The organism is Shewanella pealeana ATCC 700345, assembly GCF_000018285.1.
Taxonomy (GTDB): domain Bacteria; phylum Pseudomonadota; class Gammaproteobacteria; order Enterobacterales; family Shewanellaceae; genus Shewanella; species Shewanella pealeana.
In genome coordinates, this window is sequence record NC_009901.1 from 974143 (window position 1) to 996243 (window position 22101).

Annotated in this window: 15 protein-coding genes; 9 read left to right on the forward strand and 6 right to left on the reverse strand. The window is 45.7% G+C overall.

Annotation, left to right across the window (positions count from 1 at the left end; translation table 11 throughout):
* Positions 1-20: 20 nt before the first annotated feature.
* From tkt to SPEA_RS04180, 8 genes are all read left to right on the forward strand, one after another.
* On the forward strand, positions 21-2012 hold the full coding sequence (tkt, locus tag SPEA_RS04145) for a transketolase (RefSeq protein ID WP_012154051.1): 1992 nt from the start codon (positions 21-23) through the stop codon (positions 2010-2012).
* A gap of 98 nt (positions 2013-2110) precedes the next feature.
* A complete protein-coding gene (epd, locus tag SPEA_RS04150) occupies positions 2111-3130 on the forward strand; it encodes an erythrose-4-phosphate dehydrogenase (protein WP_012154052.1) in 1020 nt (339 codons plus the stop codon).
* Between the two features lie 369 nt (positions 3131-3499).
* Positions 3500-4675, forward strand: coding sequence for a phosphoglycerate kinase (locus SPEA_RS04155; RefSeq protein WP_012154053.1), 1176 nt, complete (start codon positions 3500-3502; stop codon positions 4673-4675).
* A gap of 308 nt (positions 4676-4983) precedes the next feature.
* Positions 4984-6048, forward strand: coding sequence for a class II fructose-bisphosphate aldolase (gene fba / locus SPEA_RS04160; protein ID WP_012154054.1), 1065 nt, complete (start codon positions 4984-4986; stop codon positions 6046-6048).
* 217 nt (positions 6049-6265) lie between these two features.
* Positions 6266-7006, forward strand: a complete 741-nt coding sequence (locus SPEA_RS04165) for a DUF481 domain-containing protein (RefSeq protein WP_012154055.1) — start codon at positions 6266-6268, stop codon at positions 7004-7006.
* A gap of 329 nt (positions 7007-7335) precedes the next feature.
* On the forward strand, positions 7336-8073 hold the full coding sequence (locus tag SPEA_RS04170) for a winged helix-turn-helix domain-containing protein (protein WP_150102204.1): 738 nt from the start codon (positions 7336-7338) through the stop codon (positions 8071-8073).
* Positions 8066-8596 carry a hypothetical protein gene (locus SPEA_RS04175; RefSeq protein WP_223296567.1) on the forward strand — a complete coding sequence of 177 codons (531 nt, stop codon included), beginning with the start codon at positions 8066-8068 and terminating at the stop codon, positions 8594-8596. Before SPEA_RS04170 ends, SPEA_RS04175 begins: the two co-directional genes overlap by 8 nt.
* Before the next feature lie 246 nt (positions 8597-8842).
* The gene (locus SPEA_RS04180) at positions 8843-10276 is read left to right on the forward strand and encodes a hypothetical protein (protein WP_012154058.1); all 1434 of its coding nucleotides are present in this window, start codon (positions 8843-8845) and stop codon (positions 10274-10276) included.
* 213 nt (positions 10277-10489) lie between these two features.
* On the opposite strand, the gene SPEA_RS04185 is transcribed toward SPEA_RS04180, so the two are convergent.
* Together SPEA_RS04185 and SPEA_RS04190 are read right to left on the reverse strand one after the other, a co-directional pair.
* Positions 10490-12709, reverse strand: coding sequence for a PAS domain-containing protein (locus SPEA_RS04185; protein ID WP_012154059.1), 2220 nt, complete (start codon positions 12707-12709; stop codon positions 10490-10492).
* Positions 12710-12834: 125 nt separating this feature from the next.
* Positions 12835-13443, reverse strand: coding sequence for a TatD family nuclease-associated radical SAM protein (locus SPEA_RS04190; protein WP_012154060.1), 609 nt, complete (start codon positions 13441-13443; stop codon positions 12835-12837).
* A gap of 186 nt (positions 13444-13629) precedes the next feature.
* Between SPEA_RS04190 and SPEA_RS04200 the strand changes: the two genes are divergently transcribed.
* Positions 13630-14858, forward strand: a protein-coding gene (locus SPEA_RS04200) for an IS3-like element ISSpe3 family transposase (protein WP_086024290.1) whose coding sequence is annotated in 2 segments (ribosomal slippage) — positions 13630-13981 and positions 13981-14858 — 1230 coding nt in all. Because the reading frame shifts where the segments join, the coding sequence is not laid out codon by codon here.
* Between the two features lie 38 nt (positions 14859-14896).
* Here SPEA_RS04200 and SPEA_RS04205 read toward each other — a convergent pair.
* The 4 genes from SPEA_RS04205 to SPEA_RS04220 form a co-directional block, all read right to left on the reverse strand.
* A complete protein-coding gene (locus SPEA_RS04205; protein WP_012154061.1) occupies positions 14897-18043 on the reverse strand; it encodes an efflux RND transporter permease subunit in 3147 nt (1048 codons plus the stop codon).
* Positions 18043-19263: an efflux RND transporter periplasmic adaptor subunit gene (locus SPEA_RS04210; RefSeq protein ID WP_041411278.1), complete on the reverse strand. Its 1221-nt coding sequence runs from the start codon at positions 19261-19263 to the stop codon at positions 18043-18045. The genes SPEA_RS04205 and SPEA_RS04210 overlap by 1 nt, the downstream gene beginning before the upstream one ends.
* A 218-nt stretch (positions 19264-19481) precedes the next feature.
* Positions 19482-20708, reverse strand: coding sequence for an ATP-dependent RNA helicase SrmB (srmB, locus tag SPEA_RS04215; protein ID WP_041410837.1), 1227 nt, complete (start codon positions 20706-20708; stop codon positions 19482-19484).
* 78 nt (positions 20709-20786) lie between these two features.
* Positions 20787-21581, reverse strand: coding sequence for a tRNA1(Val) (adenine(37)-N6)-methyltransferase (locus SPEA_RS04220; RefSeq protein WP_012154064.1), 795 nt, complete (start codon positions 21579-21581; stop codon positions 20787-20789).
* Positions 21582-22101: the final 520 nt, after the last annotated feature.

Genomic DNA, 22101 nt, shown 5'->3' on the forward strand with positions numbered 1-22101 from the left:
AAAACCAAGCAGGAGAGAGCATGTCATCTCGTAAAGAACTCGCAAACGCAATCCGCGCATTGACCATGGATGCTGTTCAAAAAGCCAATTCAGGTCACCCAGGTGCACCAATGGGGATGGCTGATATTGCTGAAGTGCTATGGAATGATTTCCTAAAGCACAACCCAAACAACCCTGAGTGGGTTGATCGTGACCGTTTTATTCTTTCTAACGGCCACGGCTCTATGCTTATCTACTCTTTGCTACACCTTACAGGTTATGCACTGCCTATCGAAGAGTTGAAAAACTTCCGCCAGCTTCACTCTAAGACCCCAGGTCACCCTGAATACGGTTACACACCTGGTGTTGAAACGACTACCGGCCCACTAGGCGCTGGTATCAGTAACGCTGTGGGTATGGCGATTGCTGAGAAGACATTGGCTGCACAGTTTAACCAGCCTGGTCACGACATCGTTGATCACTTCACATACTGCTTCCTAGGTGATGGCTGTTTGATGGAAGGTATCTCTCACGAAGCGTGTTCTCTAGCCGGCACTTTAGGCCTAGGCAAGCTAATCGCATTCTGGGATGACAACGGTATCTCTATCGATGGTCACGTAGAAGGTTGGTTCACTGACGATACGCCTAAGCGTTTTGAGTCTTACGGCTGGCATGTCATTGCTAACGTAGACGGTCACGACAGCGACGCAATTCGCGCAGCTATCGAAGAAGCTAAGTCTGTTACAGACAAGCCAACGATGATCTGCTGTAAAACGACTATCGGTTTCGGTTCTCCAAACAAGTCTGGCAGCCACGATTGTCACGGCGCACCACTAGGTGATGCTGAAATTGCTGCTGCACGTGAATTCCTTGGTTGGAACCACGGCGCATTCGAAATTCCTGAAAACGTTTACGCGGGTTGGGATGCTAAAGAAACTGGCGCTGCGAATGAAGCAAGCTGGAACGACAAGTTCGCTGCCTATGAAGCTGCTTTCCCTGAATTAGCTGCTGAATATAAGCGTCGTGTTATCACGGGTGACTTGCCTGCAGATTTCGAAGAAAAAGCACAAGCTTTCGTTCAAGAGTGTCAAGATAAAGCCGAAGGTATTGCTAGCCGTAAAGCATCACAAAATGCGATTGGTGCATTTGGTGCCATCCTACCTGAAATGCTAGGTGGCTCGGCAGATCTAGCCGGTTCAAACCTAACGCTTTGGTCTGGTTCTAAAGGCATTCAAGACGACCCAGCTGGTAACTACATCTACTACGGTGTACGTGAATTCGGTATGAGCGGTATCATGAACGGTGCTTCTCTACACGGTGGTTTCATCAACTACGGCGCAACTTTCATGATGTTCATGGAATACGCGCGTAACGCAGTACGTATGTCTGCACTGATGGGCATTCAGAACATCTTCGTTTATACCCATGACTCTATCGGTCAAGGTGAAGATGGTCCTACTCACCAGCCAGTTGAACAGCTTGCAAACCTTCGTATGACACCAAACATGACAGTATGGCGTCCATGTGATGCGGCTGAAACTGCTGTATCTTGGAAGAATGCAATTGAGCGCCGTAACGCGCCAACATCGCTAATCTTCAGCCGTCAAAACCTACCTGCGCAAGCACGTACTGCCGAGCAGTTAGCTAACGTAGTTAAAGGTGGTTATGTACTAAGTGATTGCGCTGGCACGCCAGACCTAATCCTTATTGCTACTGGCTCTGAAGTTCAGCTAGCACTTGATTCTGCTGCTGCGCTAACTGAGCAAGGTCAGAAGGTTCGCGTAGTGTCTATGCCATCGACTAACGAGTTCGATAAGCAAGACGCTGCTTATAAAGAGTCGGTACTACCAAGCTCAGTGACTAAGCGTGTGGCGATTGAAGCGGCTCACGTTGATTTCTGGCACAAGTATGTTGGCTTTGGCGGCGCAGTAGTGGGCATGTCTACCTTCGGTGAGTCAGCGCCAGGCGGCGACTTGCTGAAGCACTTTGGCTTCACAGTTGACAACGTTGTAGCTACCGTTAACGGGCTATAATTAACTGCGGTGTTAAGGCAAATGATACAACGGCTTACCTAATGAGGTAGGCCGTTGTTTTATCAATAAACAGGCTGCTAAAGGGATAGAAAGCTTTCATGATCAGAGTCGCTATTAATGGCTACGGCCGCATTGGTCGTTCAATTCTTCGTGCACTGTATGAGTCTGCAAAACGCGACCGTATTCAAATTGTGGCGATTAACGAGTTGGCAAAACCAGAAGCCATGCTTCATTTGACTCAGTACGACACCACTCACGGCCGCTTCCACACCCAAGTTAAGCTCGATAATCAGCATATGATTATTGGCGACGATGCCATTAAGCTGCTGCATGAACCCGATCCTGCTAAATTGCCCTGGAAAGAGATGGATATCGATATCGTTTTCGAAGCCACGGGTGTAATTAACGACAGGCTGGAATGTGAGGCGCACATTCAAGCTGGCGCCAAACAAGTATTAATCAGTCATCCATCATCAAGTGATGTCGATGCCACCATAGTTTTTGGTGTGAACCAAGATTTACTTAAGGCCGAACATACGGTTGTGTCTAATGCCTCTTGCACAACAAACTGTATCGTACCGGTTATCGATGTGCTCGACAGGCACTTCGAAGTTAAAAGTGGTGCCATTACCACTATCCATTCGGCGATGAACGATCAGCAGGTGATCGATGCCTATCATGACGATCTGCGAAGAACCCGCGCCGCTGGGCAATCAATTATTCCAGTAGATACTAAACTTGCTCGTGGTATTGAGCGCATCTTGCCGCATATGAAAGACAAGTTTGAAGCTATCTCTGTTCGAGTTCCGACCATCAATGTTACCGCTATCGACCTTTCCGTTACGCTAAATAAGCGCGTCGATATCGAGACCGTTAATCAGGTACTAAAACAAGCCACTGAAGGTTCTTTCTCAGGCGTGGTCGGCTTTACCAATGAGCCGTTAGTCTCTTGTGATTTTAACCACGACCCGCGCTCAAGCATTGTCGATGGCACCCAGACTCGCGTCAGCGATGGCCACTTGGTCAAGTTACTGCTCTGGTGTGATAACGAGTGGGGCTTTGCTAACCGCATGCTAGATACCAGTTTAGAGATGATAAAGGCTAAAAGCAGGACCTAGGTTTGAGAGCTGAGAAGGTCCTAGGTTTTAAGAGCTGAGAAGGTCCTAGGTTCTAGGAAAAGCTAAGACGGTGCGAGCCGAGACGGAAAAGCTAAGCCAGTACAAGCAAAGACGGATAAAGCCGGAAAAGCAAAAGATAACAAACAGTAAAGGTGGTGCTTTTGGCTTTTGCTGTTTCTAGTAGGGCGTAGCCCGTCCTCGCAGCGAAGCGTCCTAGGATCTAGGTCCTTTTTTTAAAGCAAAAGCATTGTACAGAGACTCGAACGTCGGTGTTGTGTCCCGGTGGTCGGGTAATATCGTTTTATTGAATTTTGCTCAACTTAAATTTTTTAACTTTAATTTTAACTTAGATAGTAAGGAAGCATGAAAATGACGATTCTTAATATGAAAGATTTAGACCTTCAAGGTAAGCGTGTGCTTATTCGTGAAGATCTTAACGTACCAGTCAGCGATGGTGTGGTAACCAGTGACGCGCGTCTGCGTGCTTCTCTACCAACGATTAAGCTTGCGCTTGAAAAAGGTGCGGCGGTTATGGTGATGTCTCACCTAGGCCGTCCAACTGAAGGCGAGTTCAATGCTGAGTTCTCTATGCAGCCTGTAGTTGATTACCTAACAAAGGCGCTAGATTGCCCTGTACGCCTAGCAGCAGACTACCTAGACGGCATCGAAGTGGCTGTCGGTGAAGTGGTAGTGTTTGAAAACGTGCGTTTTAACTTGGGTGAGAAGAAGAACGACGAAGCGCTGGCTAAGAAGATGGCGGCACTTTGTGACGTATACGTGATGGATGCATTCGGCACGGCTCACCGCGCACAAGCATCGACTCACGGTGTTGGTCTGCACGCGCCTATCGCTTGTGCGGGTCCATTGTTAGCGGGTGAGTTAGAAGCCTTAGGTAAGGCTCTTGATAACCCAGCACGCCCAATGGTAGCCATTGTTGGTGGTTCTAAAGTTTCAACAAAACTGACAGTGCTTGAAAGCCTTTCAACTAAAGTTGACCAACTTGTAGTGGGTGGCGGCATCGCCAACACTTTCGTTGCTGCAGCAGGCCACAAGGTGGGTAAGTCGCTTTATGAGGCCGACCTGATTGAAGAAGCTCAACGCCTTGTTGCTAATGCGCAGAGCCGTGGTGGTGACATTCCAGTACCTACTGATGTGGTTGTTGCAGGCGAGTTCAGCCCTACCGCAACTGCAACGCTGAAAGATGTAAGCGATGTATCTGACACAGATATGATTTTCGATATCGGCCCAGATAGCGCCGAAGCTTTAGCCGAGATCATCAAAAATGCTGGCACGGTTGTATGGAACGGTCCAGTCGGTGTATTTGAGTTTGATCAGTTCGGTGAAGGGACTAAGCGTATTGCTCAAGCAATTGCCGAGTCAAATGCCTTCTCTATCGCTGGCGGTGGTGACACATTAGCGGCTGTCGATAAGTATGGTATCGCCGACAAGGTGTCTTATATCTCAACGGGTGGCGGCGCTTTCCTAGAGTTTTTAGAAGGAAAAGAGTTGCCAGCAGTTGCCATGCTTGAGAGCCGCGGCCAGTAATCGACAACTATACTAGTGGCAACATACAAAAAAATTACCAAACTGGTTGTTGGCGGGCTTTAAATCGACATTTGTCAGAGTTACACTAGCCGCCAACAAATCAGTGAACAATTTTGTATAAAAAACAGTTTTAACAAACGCTTTAGTGCTTGTTGATAAGGCTGTTTTACACAGTATAGATAACAATAAAAATTAACAGTAACCGCTTTAGTGTTCATCAGTTTAATACTGGTAACGTTAGAGTATAAAAATCCATCCAAACGATAGTGACCTTGGTGAGGCGACTCACCCTATTATTGGAGTAAAAAATGGCCTTAATTTCCCTACGTCAAATGTTAGATCACGCTGCAGAGCACGGATATGGCGTTCCAGCGTTTAACGTGAATAACCTTGAGCAGATGCGTGCAATTATGCAGGCAGCTGAAGCAACAGACAGCCCAGTAATCGTTCAGGCTTCTGCTGGTGCACGTAAGTACGCACGTCCACAGTTTCTAAAGTATCTAATGGCTGCTGCACTTGAGCAGTATCCAGATATCCCAGTATGTATTCACCAGGACCACGGTACTGATCCTGATATCTGTCAGCGTTCTATCCAGTTGGGTATGTCATCTGTAATGATGGACGGCTCTTTGATGGCTGATGGTAAGACACCAGCATCATATGAGTACAACGTAGACGTGACTCGCCGTACAGTTGCTTTTGCTCACGCTTGTGGTGTGTCTGTTGAAGGTGAAATCGGCTGTCTAGGTAGCCTAGAAACCGGTATGGCTGGTGAAGAAGACGGTGTTGGCGCAGAAGGTATTCTAAGTCACGACCAACTGCTAACGACGCCTGAAGAAGCGGCGCGTTTCGTTGCTGATACGCACGTCGATGCTCTAGCAATTGCTATTGGTACTAGCCACGGTGCTTACAAGTTTAGCCGTAAGCCTACCGGTGACGTTCTGCGTATCGACCGTATCAAAGAGATCCACGCACGTATTCCTAACACTCACCTTGTTATGCACGGTTCATCTTCAGTGCCGCAAGAGTGGTTAGAGATCATCAACCAGTATGGTGGTGCCATCCCTGAAACTTACGGTGTACCACTAGAAGAGATCGTTGAAGGCATTAAGCACGGCGTGCGTAAGGTCAACATCGATACCGATCTACGTCTAGCATCAACTGGTGCGGTACGTAAGTTCCTTGCTGAAAACCCAGCGGAATTTGACCCACGTAAATTCTTGAAGGCGTCAATGGAAGCGATGGCTGACATCTGTACTACGCGTTACGAAGCTTTCGGTTGTGCGGGTATGGCGTCTAAGATCAAGCCTAAGTCACTACAAGCTATGTATAAAGCTTACCAGTCAGGCGAACTTGATCCACAAATCAAGTAAGTTTAACTGTTAGTACTACTTCGACTAAAGCACCTATGCTTTAGCATAAAAATACCTGCCAATGTGCAGGTATTTTTTTGCCTGCTGTTTATTGGCTGTGAGCATAGAAGTGATTCAATTGCTAATGCCCTTAGCCTAGTTGCATTTCAATTGTTAGTACAAAGTGTTAATATTGCGCCGATTTTTAGGGAGTTTGGTAAACGGAGTACTAAATATTATGAAAAAAATGCTTACGGCTATGGCTGTGGTAATGGCGGCTCCTTTTGCTGCGCAAGCAGGGGCTGACTTTGTTGAAGGCGATAAGACCTTTGCTGGTGAAGCCGAGCTCGGTGCGACATTAACCACAGGTAACACTGAAACCTCGTCGGTGAAAGGTCGTCTAAACATGTTGCAAGAGCTAGGTAATTGGGAAAACCAGTACCTGTTTGAAGGCTTGTATAAAGAAGACACTGGAGAGGTTACTGCTAAGCGTTACTACGGCGGTATTCAAGGTGATTACAAGTTCGATGACAAGAACTACATGTATATCACCGGCAACTATGAAGTCGATCCATTTACTGGTTATGACTATAAGGCCGTTGCTTCAGCCGGTTATGGTCACAAGTTTATTGACAGCGGTAACATGTTCCTAAGTGCTGAGATTGGTCCTGGTTATATCTACAAGAAGTTAGATGATGAGCAGACTGCAATACTCGGTTATGATAACGAAGATAGCGTTGTCGCTCACGGCGCGATGAACTTCACCTATGAGTTCAGTGAAACTTCCAAGTTTACTCAACTGTTTGTTGCTGACTATGGTGATAGCTTAGAAGGTCGTTCTGAGTCGGCAATTACGGCTAATATCGTCGGCGCACTCGCCATGAAATTTGCAGTTATTGTTCGTTACAATGACAGCCCATTAGATGACAAAGAGAGCACAGATACAGAGACAAACATGACTCTGTTATACGCCTTCTAAATAGATTGACAGCGAAGATATCGACGTAGCCGATATTTGTCTGTTGCGCTAATGAGTGTAAACTTTTGTCAATAAAAGGCACCCAATGGGTGTCTTTTTGTTTTTGTTTGGTGTTCTTTTGAGCGGTAAGTTTTTCAAGGATTTAGAAATACCAACCCATAAGTCATCTATGTAACCACATGTATCTCCAGTTGGTTAAATAATAACAAAATTAGTGTGCTAGACCTCACGAAAGCTAAATCCGCCTCCCGTTTCATGCTAATTAATCACGGACTCTATGAGTGAATGCCAGTAAACTATTTGGTAATTATTGAGTCAGAGTGGTTAACGTGTATATAGGTCCGTACCGATTTGATGTCGAGCTTGGCGAGCTGATTTTTACTGGCTCAGAAAAAGCCTCGACATTTAAATTATCTAATATCGAATTTTTAGTCATAGATCAGTTGCTGGCGGCCAGAGGCCAGGTTGTATCTATAGAATCGATGTGCGATAAGCTTTTACCAACGGTTGTGACCCATCATGATATTGCAACTGCGGTACAAAACATTAAACGCTTTCTTGGTACTGAGCATGCTAGTTGGATTGAAGTTATTAGTAAGCAAGGTTACCTATTGCATGTTAAAGCACAAAATAAGCCGATGTTTAACTGCACACTCAATTCATTCTCGATTAAAAACTATGTACTGTGTTTAATTCTTGGGATTTTACTGATCATTTTTCTAGCGACTAATCTACAAACAACATCAGATATTCGTTTGTCGATGCCAGATAAAGTCAAAATCGCAGGAACTGACTCAATTTTGGTTCCTATATATGAAAATGATGCAGATAGAGACAAGTACCACAGTCGGATTAAAGAGCTATCGCAGTCGCTAGCAAGCTGTGACAAGCTTAAGTGGCAACGGGTTTATATTGCACCATCGAGCGATGGTAATAGGCTTGAGTTTTTGATGAATAACTTAGCCGATGACGGTAAGGCTTGTAACAATTTAAAAGTGAATAATGTGGCTAATAATTGGCATTTTATTGATAGTGAATGGTTAAAAAAGGCTGGATTCTGTGAGTAAAGGAATAAATTGCGGGCCGTTTTCTGGTTTCAAGTCTACACCAATACTTGCTACATTAACGTTTATCTTTGGCTTATGTCTGCTACTGGATCACGTCATCGACCCAGATGAAGCTTCAATGCTTTCCTGTACCTCGGGGTCTTATCGTGTTGGAACAGGTTTTGAAGCGACTCAACGACTCGAAATGACCAATACTCGAAAGGGGGTCGATTTATCGTTAAGCTTTTTTAAGGGAGATCAGCTGGCCCATAAGATTATGGCTAAGGGGAGCGTGACCAAGGTTAAGGCGCCTATTCTTACCTATGAAGTGGAATTAAAGCAGGGCCAGTATTTAAGAGGCTTGTTACAAGTTGATTATAGTGAGTCATTACAAACGGCAATCACTGAGGCGCAAAATCAACTTTCTGATGAGCCAAGTAAACCCTTTCTGATAAAGGTACTGGAGATGAATAAAGCCGCAAGTGCCGTTACGATTCAAATTACTCCTGGTAATCATCTATGGTCTTGTAAACTTAGTAACTAGCCTTCTTTGATGATAGGCTAGCTTAGTCACTACAAACGCCGAAATTTCAGTTAGACTAAGTGGAGTCTATGTTATTTATTAAGCATAATTCCTGACGGTTACAGTTCCCTTAATTGTGCTAGCGATAACAAGATCGCGTTTAATTGAATAGGCGAATGGAGATCATTAAGCCAGTTGCATCCCTCATACCATAAAGTTAAATTTTGTCAGTACCTCATCATTTTCTTTGTCATTTAAAAGGTCTATGTGTCTAAAGTCAGAATAAAGCAGGAAGAAGCGCTATCGATTAAATTTCTTCATCAGATGGAGTCCGGTGATAGCCGACGTCTCGATCTGTATTTTTTTCTTCCTAAAGAGATGGGCATTAACCCACAGAGCCTTAATGAGGAGGAGTATTATCACTCCTCGATTACTGGGCGCCGCTCATACTATTCATCGGGGCTACATCTGCCTTTAGTACAGAGTCGCTTTGTGAGCCAGAAAAAGCGCACTGTCGACGAATTCAGGCTCTACTTGAACTTGTTTGCCTACCAGTTTTCGGTGGCGATTGAGACCGACAGCAAGGAGTTGTCTCAGGTTGAAGATCTTGAGAAATTTTATCACTTACTCGATGAGTTGAGTGAGCAGGTCATTCATCTACTCAAGCGTTTTAGACGTAACGAACCCAGTGATGAAAAGTGGAAGTCCTATTTCGAAAACGCCGATAACTATCTGTCTTGGCTATGTGAGCAGCGCTTACTCAAACTGCTTGCCCACGCTCCTAGAAGCAGTGACTTTACTGAAGTGAGCGAAAAGGTGGTTGCGCTATGTCGAGCCGAGGCCTTGTACCGACAAGAGCATAATTATAACTCGGCACAAACCATCAAAGATCCTAACCGTATTGCCAATAAGATGCTGCTGCTACGGCGCTTAATTCAGCAAGGTGTCGTGCTTAAAGAGGAGCTAAAAACCTTAGGAGTTGGGCTTAAGAAGATGACCACGGGTATTGCTACTGGCATGGTGATGTTGGTGGTCTCTGCATTGATTATCAAGGCTCAGGGCTTTTTTAGCGGCCTGACGATTGCTTTAGTGCTGACTTTGGCGGTGATCTACGGTTTCCGTGAGATTTTTAAAGACGATATTCGTAATGCGATGTGGCGTATCATTCAAAAAGGTCGGCCACGTTGGAGTCGAGTGTTAAGTGATACCACCAGTAAAAATATCATCGCACGCCAATTAGTTTGGCTTGAGTTTATGCGTAAAAAGGAGCTACCTGAAGCCGTCTCAAAGATCCTGACTAAGCGACATAGCCAGAATAAAGTTGACTCAGAGATCTTCCATTACGGTATCCATACTCGAGTTTCGCAGAAGGACTTCTTAGCGGGATATTCGATGATCCAGGAGCAGGTTAACTTTAGCTTTGTGCCTTTTGCTCGTAACTTGGAGCGGGGTAAGGCTAAGATCTATAAGGAGCAAGACGGTAAGATAAGTAATGAGTCCGTTGAACGTCGCTATCAAGTGAATTTGATTGTTGCGCTGCGTGAAGGCAAACAGGAATTCCAATATGCGCGCTACAAAATCACCATGAATCGTTCTGCAATTATTGAGATTACTGAGAGTGACTTGCCTTCTGGGGTTGCCTGTATGAAAGAAGCGCCATTCGAAGAGGAACTTAAAGGTGCAAGCCCTCTCGCTGACTGAGGGCTCATCTGATGGTTCGAGGCTCATTCTAAGTAAGCTTTATAACTAAATTTATCCTAGGCAAACATAAGCTAAAACTATGAGTTCAATCTATGTCTCAGTTAAGCGCTTAAGTTAATAGCCTAAGTTAATAGACTAAGTTAATAGCCTAAGTTAATAGACTAAGTTAATAGCCTAAGTTAATAGACTAAGTTAATAGACTAAGTTAATAGGCTAGGTTAACAGTCGGGTGTAGGCCTGGCAGATATTCTGCTCACCAGTCTGTTTTGCCCGCTTTAGGGCCACTTCGGCATTGGCAATAAACTGCTCAAGATCTTGTCCCTCTTGATAGGAGGCGATGCCGATGCAGATCCCTTCACCTAGTCCATTGTCGGTCAGTTTATTGAGAGTCTCAATGGCGAAGTAGTGCGCCTGATCTGAGTCTGTATCGGGCAATACCACGATAAGCTTACCGAGCTGCCAATGGGACATTTGGTAGCGGTGTGGCAAGTCTCGTAGTAAATGGATCTCGACCTCTTTTTGACGAGATTCAAGCTGGCCAATATCACTCATATGGCTCAACATATCTTCGGCGCTGATATCTATCATGAGCAAGCTGGAGAAGTCTTTACAGTGTTGGCTTAAATTGTTGAAGTATCTTTCCAGATCGCCTTTGTGGTTGAAGATAGTACTCCTATGGGGGACTAAGCCACTGGCGCCTCTATTAGCGGGATCGAGTCTCGCTTGCTCGAAAGTACAGAGAATAAACTCTAGCTCCCCGCCGCTGTCTAGGTGGCCTTTCAAGGTTGTTTGCAGGCAGGTCTCTTCCTTATGACCAATCTGAGCAAATACAGGCCCTTTCCAAGTGCCTTGAATGATCAACTGTTGCGCTATTTGCGGCCAATGGTTGCTAAAGTCCTCACTTAATAAGTGGGTAACATTTAGCGCTTCATCATCTTCAATTTGAAGCAAGGTATTGAAAGCGTTATTTGACTTAACCACAATGCCTTTGGGATCGGTCAATACACAGGCCATGGGACCATCGTTAAGTAAGAAGTTTAACATCGCCTCTTTTTGGCTTTGTTTTAGCTCGCTAATATCTTCAAAAGTGACCAGCATATAGCGACGTTTTTTATCTATGCCCATTTCAATACGAACACGGATCTTAAGCCAGGTATCGGGTTCAACTTCAGAGTTGAGCTCACTTTGCCAGTGCTGGACTGTGTCCATCTGCTGCAAAAATTCATTATATTGATCATCATTCAAATTAAGAATGCGTTGTAAACTACGATCTGACAGTTCATCGATAGGCAGTGCCAGCAGTTTAGATACAGTAGGGTTAGCGGTTAGCACTCGGCCGCTATCGTTAGTAATGAGGCAACCGACATCACTATCGAATAAACGGTTAGTCATTTCAATACTGAACTCACGGGAGCGCTGTACTAATCGGTACGCATGGGTCAAGAAGATGACTAAGCTGACCAATAGCGTTAGCAGTATCGCCCCTGCAATCAGGATATTGCGCCATTGGGAGAATTTTGCAGCTATGTCTTCATTCTTGATATAAGACACTAAAAAATACTCGCGACGGGTTTCATACTGAGTCGTTAGCTCTACCTTCAAATAAACGAAAGTGGCAACATCACCGTGGAACTGGCCGAAATTGCTCATGGCCATCTTGCGCCAAAGGGCGGGGTAAGACTGCTTCAAGCTGCCGCCCATGGTTTCAGGTAATCGGCTAATGTTGGGTTTTGACTGGGCTCCAGCATAGAGTAAGCCTTGGGTATCTAACATCATTAGCGGCGCCTGTTTACTCGAGTAGGCGGGTTTTATGCTTTTGAGCATTTTCGACATCGAGTTATAGGTAACTAGGTAGCCTCGAATGCTCTGATCGGGGTTTTCAAGCCATGCAAACTGATACATGAAGGGCTCAAGCTTGCCGTTAATCGGAGTAAATTCAAGTGGTGAGGTGTAAATCTCATTGCCGCCCATATTGCGGGTAGCACCGAGTAATGCGGGAGGGAGGCTCTCCTTGCCAAAATCATTACTGGTGGCAAATCTGTGCAGGCCTTGTGGATCGTACAGGGCTATTCCTAACAATTCAGGGACGTTATCGACTAAGATATCCCAGTTAGCGAGTAACTTAGCTTGGTTTTCAGGGCTCGGTAGCGCAAGGTAATGTTTAAGCAGTTCTGACTTTGCAAACATCTGGGTTCTAAACTGCTGGAAAGTCACTTTATCTGAGATTAACGCGCCAACTGCTTGCAGTTCGCTGTATCTTTGGGTTGCCCAGTCTTCCTGCAAACGCCTTTCACCTAAGGTGATAATGATATTCGTCAGTATGATCACCGACACAAGCAGCATACAGAGCTGACTAGCGGCGGCTATAATACGAGCTTGGGACCAATGGATCCCCTGGGCACTTATCAATAAAGGTAGTTTGCGGGTTAGCATGTATCGAATTTGATGACAGTTATTATGCTCAGCATCTTAACACGAATTAACCCTCTAACCAGTGTTTGTTAATTGCAATTTAACAAGAGCTTCGGGCGTTTCTCTGGCTTTTTGTTAATATAGGATTAACCGACGATATCCAGTTGTCGCTGTTTAAAGCTAGCACCTCTGCTTTCGACTATCTTACGGCATGCTTGGATATCGACACCTTCTAAGCCATTGATCGCGGAGACCTGCACATCCTTAATATACTGAGGTGCAAGCTTAATAAATTCGAGTAGGGCAGGATAAGCACCGGCCAGCTTGGGACGGCAATGCTGTTGATATAGCGCCTCGGTATCGGCATTGAGTGAAATCGACAGGCTATCAACACAAGTGGCAAGCTCTGGCAAGATATTGCGTCTGTGGAACAGGTTTCCTAGTCCATCGGTATTGACCCTGATCCTGCCGCCTCGCAGCTTAATCTCTTTCGCGACCTCGAGTAGAGTGGTTAAATTTAACGTTGGCTCGCCATAACCACAAAACACATATTCATCAAATTCTGACACATCACCCAATTGCGCAATTAGCTCCTGGCTCTTAGGTTGACGATTAAGGTCAAGTTGATATTGGTGCACCTGTTTACTGCCATTATGTTTCGGGCAAAATTGGCATCTTAAGGTGCAACGACCGGTAATATTGAGATAGCGGCTATCACGGATATCGTAAACGAGTGTGGCTTGGTTGTCGGTCATGAGCGTGTTTATCGAGAGATGATGCACAAGAGCATAATGGTTCAGGCTGCATAAATCTGTCTGCTAGATCGAATTCTCTAATATAGGGCGTGTGAAGGTGCATTAAAAAGGGAGACTCAATGTCTCCCTTTTTTAAATTGGCTTATGTCCCGTCCTGAGATAAGTTGACACATTGGAGACTTATCTATGAAACCTTCAGGTTCTATCAGCAATAAACGTACTCAGCGTGATTACACATTAGGCTTTAAATTAGCCGTCGTCAGCCAAGTAGAAAAAGGCGAGCTGACCTATAAGCAAGCTCAAGACCACTATGGTATCCAAGGAAGAAGTACCGTCCTTACATGGTTACGAAAGCATGGTAGATTAGACTGGTCCCAGCCTATTGAGCACTCTCCTATGTCTAAATCTAAAGAAACGCCAGCCCAGAAAATTAAGCGATTGGAGAAGCAAGTCTCTAATCTAGAAATGAAAAACATGATTTATGGCGATATGGTCGAGTTGCTTAAAAACGAATACGGCATCGATTTAGAAAAAAAGTACTTAGCCGAACGCTCTGGTTCGCCAAAGTAAAAGGCACCATAAAGTTAGCCACAGCGAGTCGGCAGTTCAACTTATCTAGACAAGCAATTTATCAATGGAAACAACGCAGAACGGCAAAAGCTGAAACGCTTAAACCTGTGATGAAGATGGTCATGTATTGGCGCCAGTTTATGCCTAGAGTGGGGACGCGCAAGCTCTACCAGCTCATCAAGCCACAACTGATAGAACAAGGGATAAAGCTCGGTAGAGATGGGTTATTTCAGTATTTGAAGCAACAAAATATGCTGGTAAAACCCAGAAAAAATTACACTAAAACGACCAATAGCCATCACTGGCTAAGAAAGTATCCCAACTTACTAAAAGACAGAGCGGTCAAGCGTGTTGAAGAGGTGCTCGTTAGCGATATCACCTACGTGAAATCAGATGAGGGGACGCACTATTTGTCTCTGGTAACAGATGCGTACTCAAGAAAGATAATGGGATATGAGTTAAGCCATGAAATGAAAGCTTGTGACGTGGTCAAAGCATTGAATATGACGATAAAGAATCGTCAGACAACAGGCGATGCCATTCACCACTCAGATAGAGGGATGCAGTACTGCTCAGCTGAGTACCAGGAGACGTTAGCGGCAAATGGTATTACTCCGTCCATGACAGATGGATATGACTGCTACCAAAATGCACTTGCAGAGCGGGTTAATGGGATTTTGAAGCACGAGTTTTTGCTTTATCGCTGCCGTACGATGAAGGAGCTCGATATGTTAATCAAAGAGTCGATAGAGACTTATAACCATTTAAGGCCGCATCTTAGTTTAGGGATGAAAACCCCTAATGAAGTACATAAAAAAGCCAGTCGGGAGTTCCAACTGGCTTAATAAAAACCGTCAACCTATTTTAGGACTAGACATTATGACTATATCGAAGCTTGATCAGACTTAGGTTGCCACCACCAGTGGAAGAAGCGGCTAAAGCCTCGCTTCACATCGTCCAATATGATGTAAAGAATAGGTACCAAGATTAAGGTGACCACAGTCGAGAACAAAATACCGAATGCCAATGATGCTGCCATAGGGATCACAATCTGTGCCTGTAGGCTTCGTTCTAGCAAGATGGGCACTAAGCCCACAAAGGTGGTCAGTGAAGTCAGTATAATCGCCCTGAAACGATAGCAGCCTGAATTGACCGCGGCCTTGATGATGCTATGACCTTCGGCGCGTGCACGGTTAACAAAGTCGACCAAGATAAGCGAGTCGTTCACCACTACACCGGCTAGTGCCACTATGCCACAGAGGCTCAAGATACTCATATTCAGTCCGAGGATGAAGTGGCCGAATAGGGCGCCAATCATACCGAATGGGATCACCGACATGATGATCAGTGGCTGACTATAAGATTTCAGCGGGATTGCCATCAGGGCATAGATGGTGAACAGCGCGAAGAAGAAACCTTGTAGCAGGCTAATCAGGGCGCTTTGCTCATCGGCACTGCCGCCATCGAGTGCGGTTGAGATATTAGGGTACTTAGCCTGCAACGCGGGTAGGAAGTCCTTTTGGATTTCGCTGACGACTTTAGATGGCTCAACCTTATTGGTATCGGCGTTGGCGATAATGCTAATTGCACGGCGACCATCGACACGAGTTATCGAAGAGTAGGAGTCACCCAGCTGCAGTTCCGCTACCGTTGAGAAGGGAACCGACGCACCGCTAGGAGTGCGAATAAGCATATTCTCGAGATGGCCAACGGTGCGACGCTGCTCAAGCGGATAACGCACCATCACCTTTACTTCCTCTTTATTACGCAAAATACGCTGGGCTTCATAACCGTAGAAGCCATAACGCACTTGGCGAGCAAGGTCAGACAGCGTCAGCCCTAATGCTTCGGCTTCTGGACGGATCTTTAGCTTGATCTCTTGGCTGCCAGAGGAGAAGTTATCAGAAATATCATACACGCCTTCATAGCTACGAAGCTTCTGCTTGAGTTCTTCAGAGGCTTTCGATAGTTGATCTAGGTTACTCGATGTCAGTCTAAAGGAGATATCACCGCCGGCGTCGTTGGTGCTGGCATTGATACTTAACTTCTTCACCGCGACGAGCTCTGGCAATTGCTTGCGCCAAGCGCTCGCAATGGCCTCACCATCGACATCGCGATCTTCACCTTTAGTTAGTTCGGCGAATAGGAAGGCAGAGGTGCGCGAGCTCATATTGATAAAGCTGTGCTTAACCACCGGGTAGCCAACCTCTTGTTCCATCTCATCGTTCATGGCATACAGGGCTTCTTCAACTTCCTGCACAACTTTAAGGGTATTTTCTTCAGAGCTACCCTCATCCATATCGATATGAACTTGGATGAAGTCAGATGGGATATCGGGGAAGAACACCCAGCGAACCTGACCACTGATCACCAGCGCGATAGAGAGTATGAGCACCCCAACAAAAACCGCTACCGTATTGTAGCGCTGCACGATACAACGCTCTAAGAATGGACGGTATTGATTATGAATAAAGTATTGTACCTTGTCATTTAAGCCGGCTTTAAATCGGCCTAGTAATCCAAGCTGCTCTCTGGGCTTACGTGGTTTCATATGGGCGAGGTGAGCCGGTAAAATCAGTTTTGATTCCACCAAGGAAAACAGCAGACATAAGATCACTATCATGCCGATGGATTTCCAGATAATGCCTTGAGGCCCGGAGACCATTAACATAGGCATAAAGGCTGCTATGGTGGTTAGTACCCCGAAGGTCGCGGGCATAGCCACTTTCTTGGCTCCTTTGACCACGTTCTCTAGGGAGTGGCCATTCTCCTCAATCTCTGTGTAGGCACTTTCGCCGATGACAATGGCGTCATCCACCACTATCCCTAACACCAGAATGAAGGCAAACAGGGTTAACATATTAATCGATAGCGAGAAGGGTTCTAGCGGCATAAACAGCATGGCGCCGAGGAAACACACCGGCAGCCCCATCATCACCCAGAAGGCGAGCTTTATCTCTAAAAATAGCGCTAGGATAATAAACACTAGCAGCGCACCATAAAACATGTTGGAAAGCATCATGTTTAAGCGGCCTTTGAGATAGTGGGTGAGGTCACCCCAAGTATCCAGTTTAGCGCCAGCAGGCAATGCATCACGTTTCTGTTCGATATAACCTTTAACTTGCTCGGAGATATCCAGCGCGTTTTGATCATCGACACTGAGTACTTCGATGATCGCGGCGGGTTGACCGTTAAAGCGGGTGTACTCTAATCGCTCTTCGAAACTATCGTTAATGGTGGCCACTTGCGGCAGCATGACTCGGCTACCGTCTGGGCGAGTGCTCACTACGATTTGCGAGAAATCTTCGCCTGTGTAAGCTTGGCCTTTGGTGCGCAGTAAGATGTCGCCATCTTTAGCGCGAATCGAGCCACCAGGTAGATCGATTGAAGAGTTTTGTACCGCCTGTGCCACCTGTGAGAAAGTCAGGCCATACTCTCTGAGTTTATCTTCCGACAGTTCAATGCCTATCTCATATTCTCGTACACCAGTGACTTGAGCTCTGGTGACTGCGGGCAGTAAGGCCACCTCGTCACGTACAGTTTTCGCCAACTCTTTCATCTCTTGCAGCGACTGATCGCCATAGACTGAAATCCAGATCACATTGTTTTCTGGCTTAATACGAAAAATATTGGGTTTCTCAATATTCACCGGAAAGGTGGAGATGGCATCGATGCGCAGTTTGGCTTCATCGAGAATATCTTGCGGATCGTAGCTGTCTTCTACCTCGATAGTGACAGCCCCGACCCCTTCACTGGCAACCGAAGAGACCTTCTTGATGCCGTTAATATCTTGAATCGCTTCTTCAATTTTAATATTGATCCCCTCCTCAATTTCTTGAGGGGCGGCGCCTGGGTAGGCAACAGAGATCTGTAGATAGTTAAGCTCAAAGGAGGGGAAAATCTCTTTATTAATGATGAGAGTACTAAATAGGCCGCCTATGATTAAGATCCACATCAGTAGGTTGGCAGCTACATTGTTCTTAGCAAACCAAGCGATAAGCCCTTTTTGGGTGTCGTTTTGGTCGCTCATTATTGGACCCCTGCGTTAGCAAGTTGCTTTTCTGTATTCTCGTCTTGAGAGTCTTGGTTAGAGCTAGAATCTTCGCCGACGATCTTTACAATTTGACCATCTTCAACATTGCTCAGATTGGTCAGAGATACGCGCTCACCATTGTCTAAGCTATCTTTGATATAGACATTTTCTAGATCGGTACGAACTACGTTAACAGAGCGAAGCTCTATGCTGTTATCGCTATGAACTATGGTGACTTGATTATCTCGAACTAGGTGGCGAGGCAGCTTAACGATGCCCTCTACGGTGCGGCCCTTAATTACAGCGGTAACAAAGGTGCCGTATTTCAGCGGTAGCTGACCTTCGGCTCGGTGACCTCTAAGGTAAGGATCTTTCACTTCGGCAACTAAGTAAACCATGCGGTTTTCGGCATCGATGACGCCTTCGCTACGTACTATCTGGCCTTGCCAAGTGATCACTCGACCAGCGAGATCGGCACTTAAGCTAACATGGGTATCTGGATTGTCGACTGACTCTAGATAGGCGAGGTCGTTATTTGACAGCGGCAGTCTGACTTCGGCTATTCGGGTGTCATATAACTCACCTAGATTAGTGCCTAGAGTGACATATTGGCCAAGGTCAACGTTTCGCGCCTTGATGATGCCATCGAATGGCGCACGAATAACGGTGCGCTCAAGATTGCGTTGTGCGCGTGCGAGGGCTGCTTGCTGGAATTTAACATTGGCTTGTTCTTGTTTCAGCTGTGGTAGACGTAGACCTAGTTCTGGCGGAATGCCGCCGTCATAGCCTTTCCAGTCATTCTTAGCGACTTCCCCTTTGGCCATCTCTTCTTCTAGGGCGGCTTGGGCCTGGGCTAGTGATGCTTGTGCCTGCATCAGGTCGGCTTCGTAATCAGATGGTTCAATAACTGCGAGTTCATCGCCTTTCTTTACCACGCCACCGGCAACAAAGTTGTTTGAGATAGATTGCATACGCCCTTGAACTTCGGTGACCAACTGAGTCTTATATTTAGGGCTAACTACGCCATAAGAGGGGAGGTTTAAAGAAACGGTTTGTTGCTGCACTTCTGTGACATCAACAATAGGCACTGGCGCCGTATCGGCTTTCTGTTCAGGAGCTTCCTTGGTACTGATCAGCAGTTGAGCCGCGATAATAAAGACAAGAAGAATAAAGAGTGGAGACATTCTCCTAAGTATTGTTTTAATTTTATTTATCATCTGATCTGCGTTTCCATGCATAGACTTATCTGATTGCATAAATTAACAGACTCAGAGTCGAGGCGACATCTTTATTTGTAAATAAAATGTTTCCAACTGCGGTTTGTGGCTAGAAAGGTATGTTGTTTGCTTGTTATGGCAGACAGTGGCAAGATCTGCTGTATAAAAACAGAAAAGGGTCACATGATGTGACCCTTTTAGATTAAGAGGAAGTGATGTTACTTCTTCTTTTTCTTTTTGTTCTTCTTGCTAAAATTCTTACCTTCTGGCCCCGGCTTTTTCTTTCCAGGCGGCTTAGCTTCTTTGTTCTTTGGACGCAGATCTTTAACGAAGCGACGCTTTAATGGTTGCTCGATATAACGCTCGATTTTACCAACAACACGGATGTCATGGGCTTCAACTAGTGATATAGCTGTACCTTTAGCGCCAGCGCGGCCTGTACGACCGATACGGTGTACATAAGTATCTGCTGAGCGTGGCATATCGAAGTTGATAACATGGGTAATATCGTCAATATCGATACCACGTGCGGCAACGTCAGTTGCTAGCAAGATATTCACTTCACCTTTGGTGAAACGACCTAATGCCTGGAAGCGCGCTTTTTGCTCCATGTCACCGCGCATAAATGCACAAGTGATGCCTTCTTTTTGTAGCAAGCCTTCTAGGCTAGCTACCGATTCACGTGTCTTAACGAAGACGATAGTGCGTTGCACTTCCTCTTGTTTTAATAGAGCGCACAACAGGGCAAACTTATGCGCTTTGTCGTCGGCTAGGTGGATCCACTGGTGGATCTTGGCTTTTTCGCTACGTGGTGCTTCTGCTTCAAGCTTAACCGGATTGGTCAGTAGGTTGTGCGAGAAACGGCCAACGTCACTGCCTTCAAGCGTGGCTGAGAACAGCATAGTTTGCTTACGACCAACAGACTCGATTGCAATGCTTTCAACAACAGCCGAGAAGCCCATATCCAGCATGCGGTCGGCTTCATCGATGATCAGTACTTCTACTTCTTCTGCGTTGAAGTGACCCTTGTCTAGGTACTCCATTAAACGGCCTGGAGTGGCAACTAAGATATCAACGTTCTTCTGTAGCGCTTCTTCCTGAGGACCGTAAGGCACACCGCCAGTGATGATAACTGTGTCTAAGCCTAGACCAGTAGCAAGGTGGCTAGCATAACGATGGATTTGGCTGGCAAGCTCACGAGTAGGAGTAAGAATCAATACTCGTGCACGGCCGCCATATCGACGTGGAAAATCGATAAGGTGTTGCAACGCAGGTAGAAGAAAACTTGCCGTTTTACCTGTACCCGTAGGGGCACGAGCTAAAATATCTCTTTGCTCCATGGCAACCGGTATTGTTTGTTGTTGTATCGTAGTGGGCTTGTTGTGGCCCATTGCTTTTAGTGACTCTAACAAACAAGGGTCAAGCTGGAGATCTTCAAATTGCATGCGTGGCATCTCAATAAATAATAGCCGAGTATTATAAAGCTTATAGAAGCGACTTTAAACGATTAGATCGCTAGATCCTTAAAGCTTTAAATAAAAATCTCTACTCAATAGGCTAAAGGCTTGACTGTATTGGCCGTTTTTCTCGCGAATATAAAGCTGCTGCTGGGCAGCATCTTCAAGTTTGGCCACTACAGCAGGCTCGGTTTCTGTTTTTGGGTCATGAGCTAAGGCCGAAGTATGGCGTAAAACCAAGATCTGTCGATTGGCTTCTTTACCTTCAACGCTCGCCGCCAGCAATTTTTGACTAAGTTCTAGCTGGTATGTGCTGAGTTTAGTTTCGAATAGGCTCACCGATTCTGTCGGTAAGATAAGGCTGGCACAGCCTTCAGGGCTTAACAGCTGTTTTATTGCCGCTAGTAGACTATCGAAACTTAAGCTGTCTGTATGGCGCGCCGTAGCTCTCGAGACGTTGCTCGACTGTGGGCCATTGGCAAAATAGGGTGGATTACAGATGATGTGTTCAAACTGTTTGCTCTGCTCTGCATGATTGTGAGCTTGGCTGTGAACTTGGGTGTGGGCCTGAGCGTAGGCTTGGATGTCACAACAGATAACTTCGAGGCGATCGAACCAAGGTGAGGCATTGAAGTTTTGTTGACAGTCTAGTGCGGCGTCAGTATCAACTTCTATCGCAGTAATCTTGGCTAGGCTTCGTTGAGCTGCCATCAGGCTCAATAGGCCACTGCCAGCACCAATATCGAGTATGGTCTTGGCCTGCACTAATGGCGCCCAAGCACCCAGAAGTACACCGTCAGTGCTGACGGGCATACCGCAGCGGCTATCATCGACGTGAAAGAGTTTGAAGGTAAAAGGCATGGCAACAATGAGGTGGTGTTAACTGTGAAGCTAATTGTACGCTAATCAAAGCTATAGCGTAATCTTCTAATCTAGGTTTAATTGTTAATGCTTTATGCAAGCTTTAGTTATTTTGCATGTAAGTGGTTACTCACTTTGAACGGCATGCTGGTTATTAAAGCGGATGTGTCTTGTTGTGGGTGCTCATGGGGTGAATGTAAGTAATGGAAACGCCGTGTTAGGTAGTTGTTGCGACTTGTATCGAGAGTGGCCGTTTTTCCGTATGCATGCTTGTTTGTTAATTACGACTCTGTTAATAGTATGCCCTCTTTGTTGGGTAAAAGCCCAATTTTGGAGTCGGTAAACCAGTTTCAAAGCAATTTAAGCGTTCTCTTTTCCGCTGTTGTTCAAAAACTCGCCAAGAATGGGCCGTATTTACCACGGAACAGTGTAAAGTAATAATTACACCTTTTTTTGTTGTCATCCTAAGTGGTGCCTTAGGAATATGACGGCATGAAATATTTAACCAAATAAAATTATG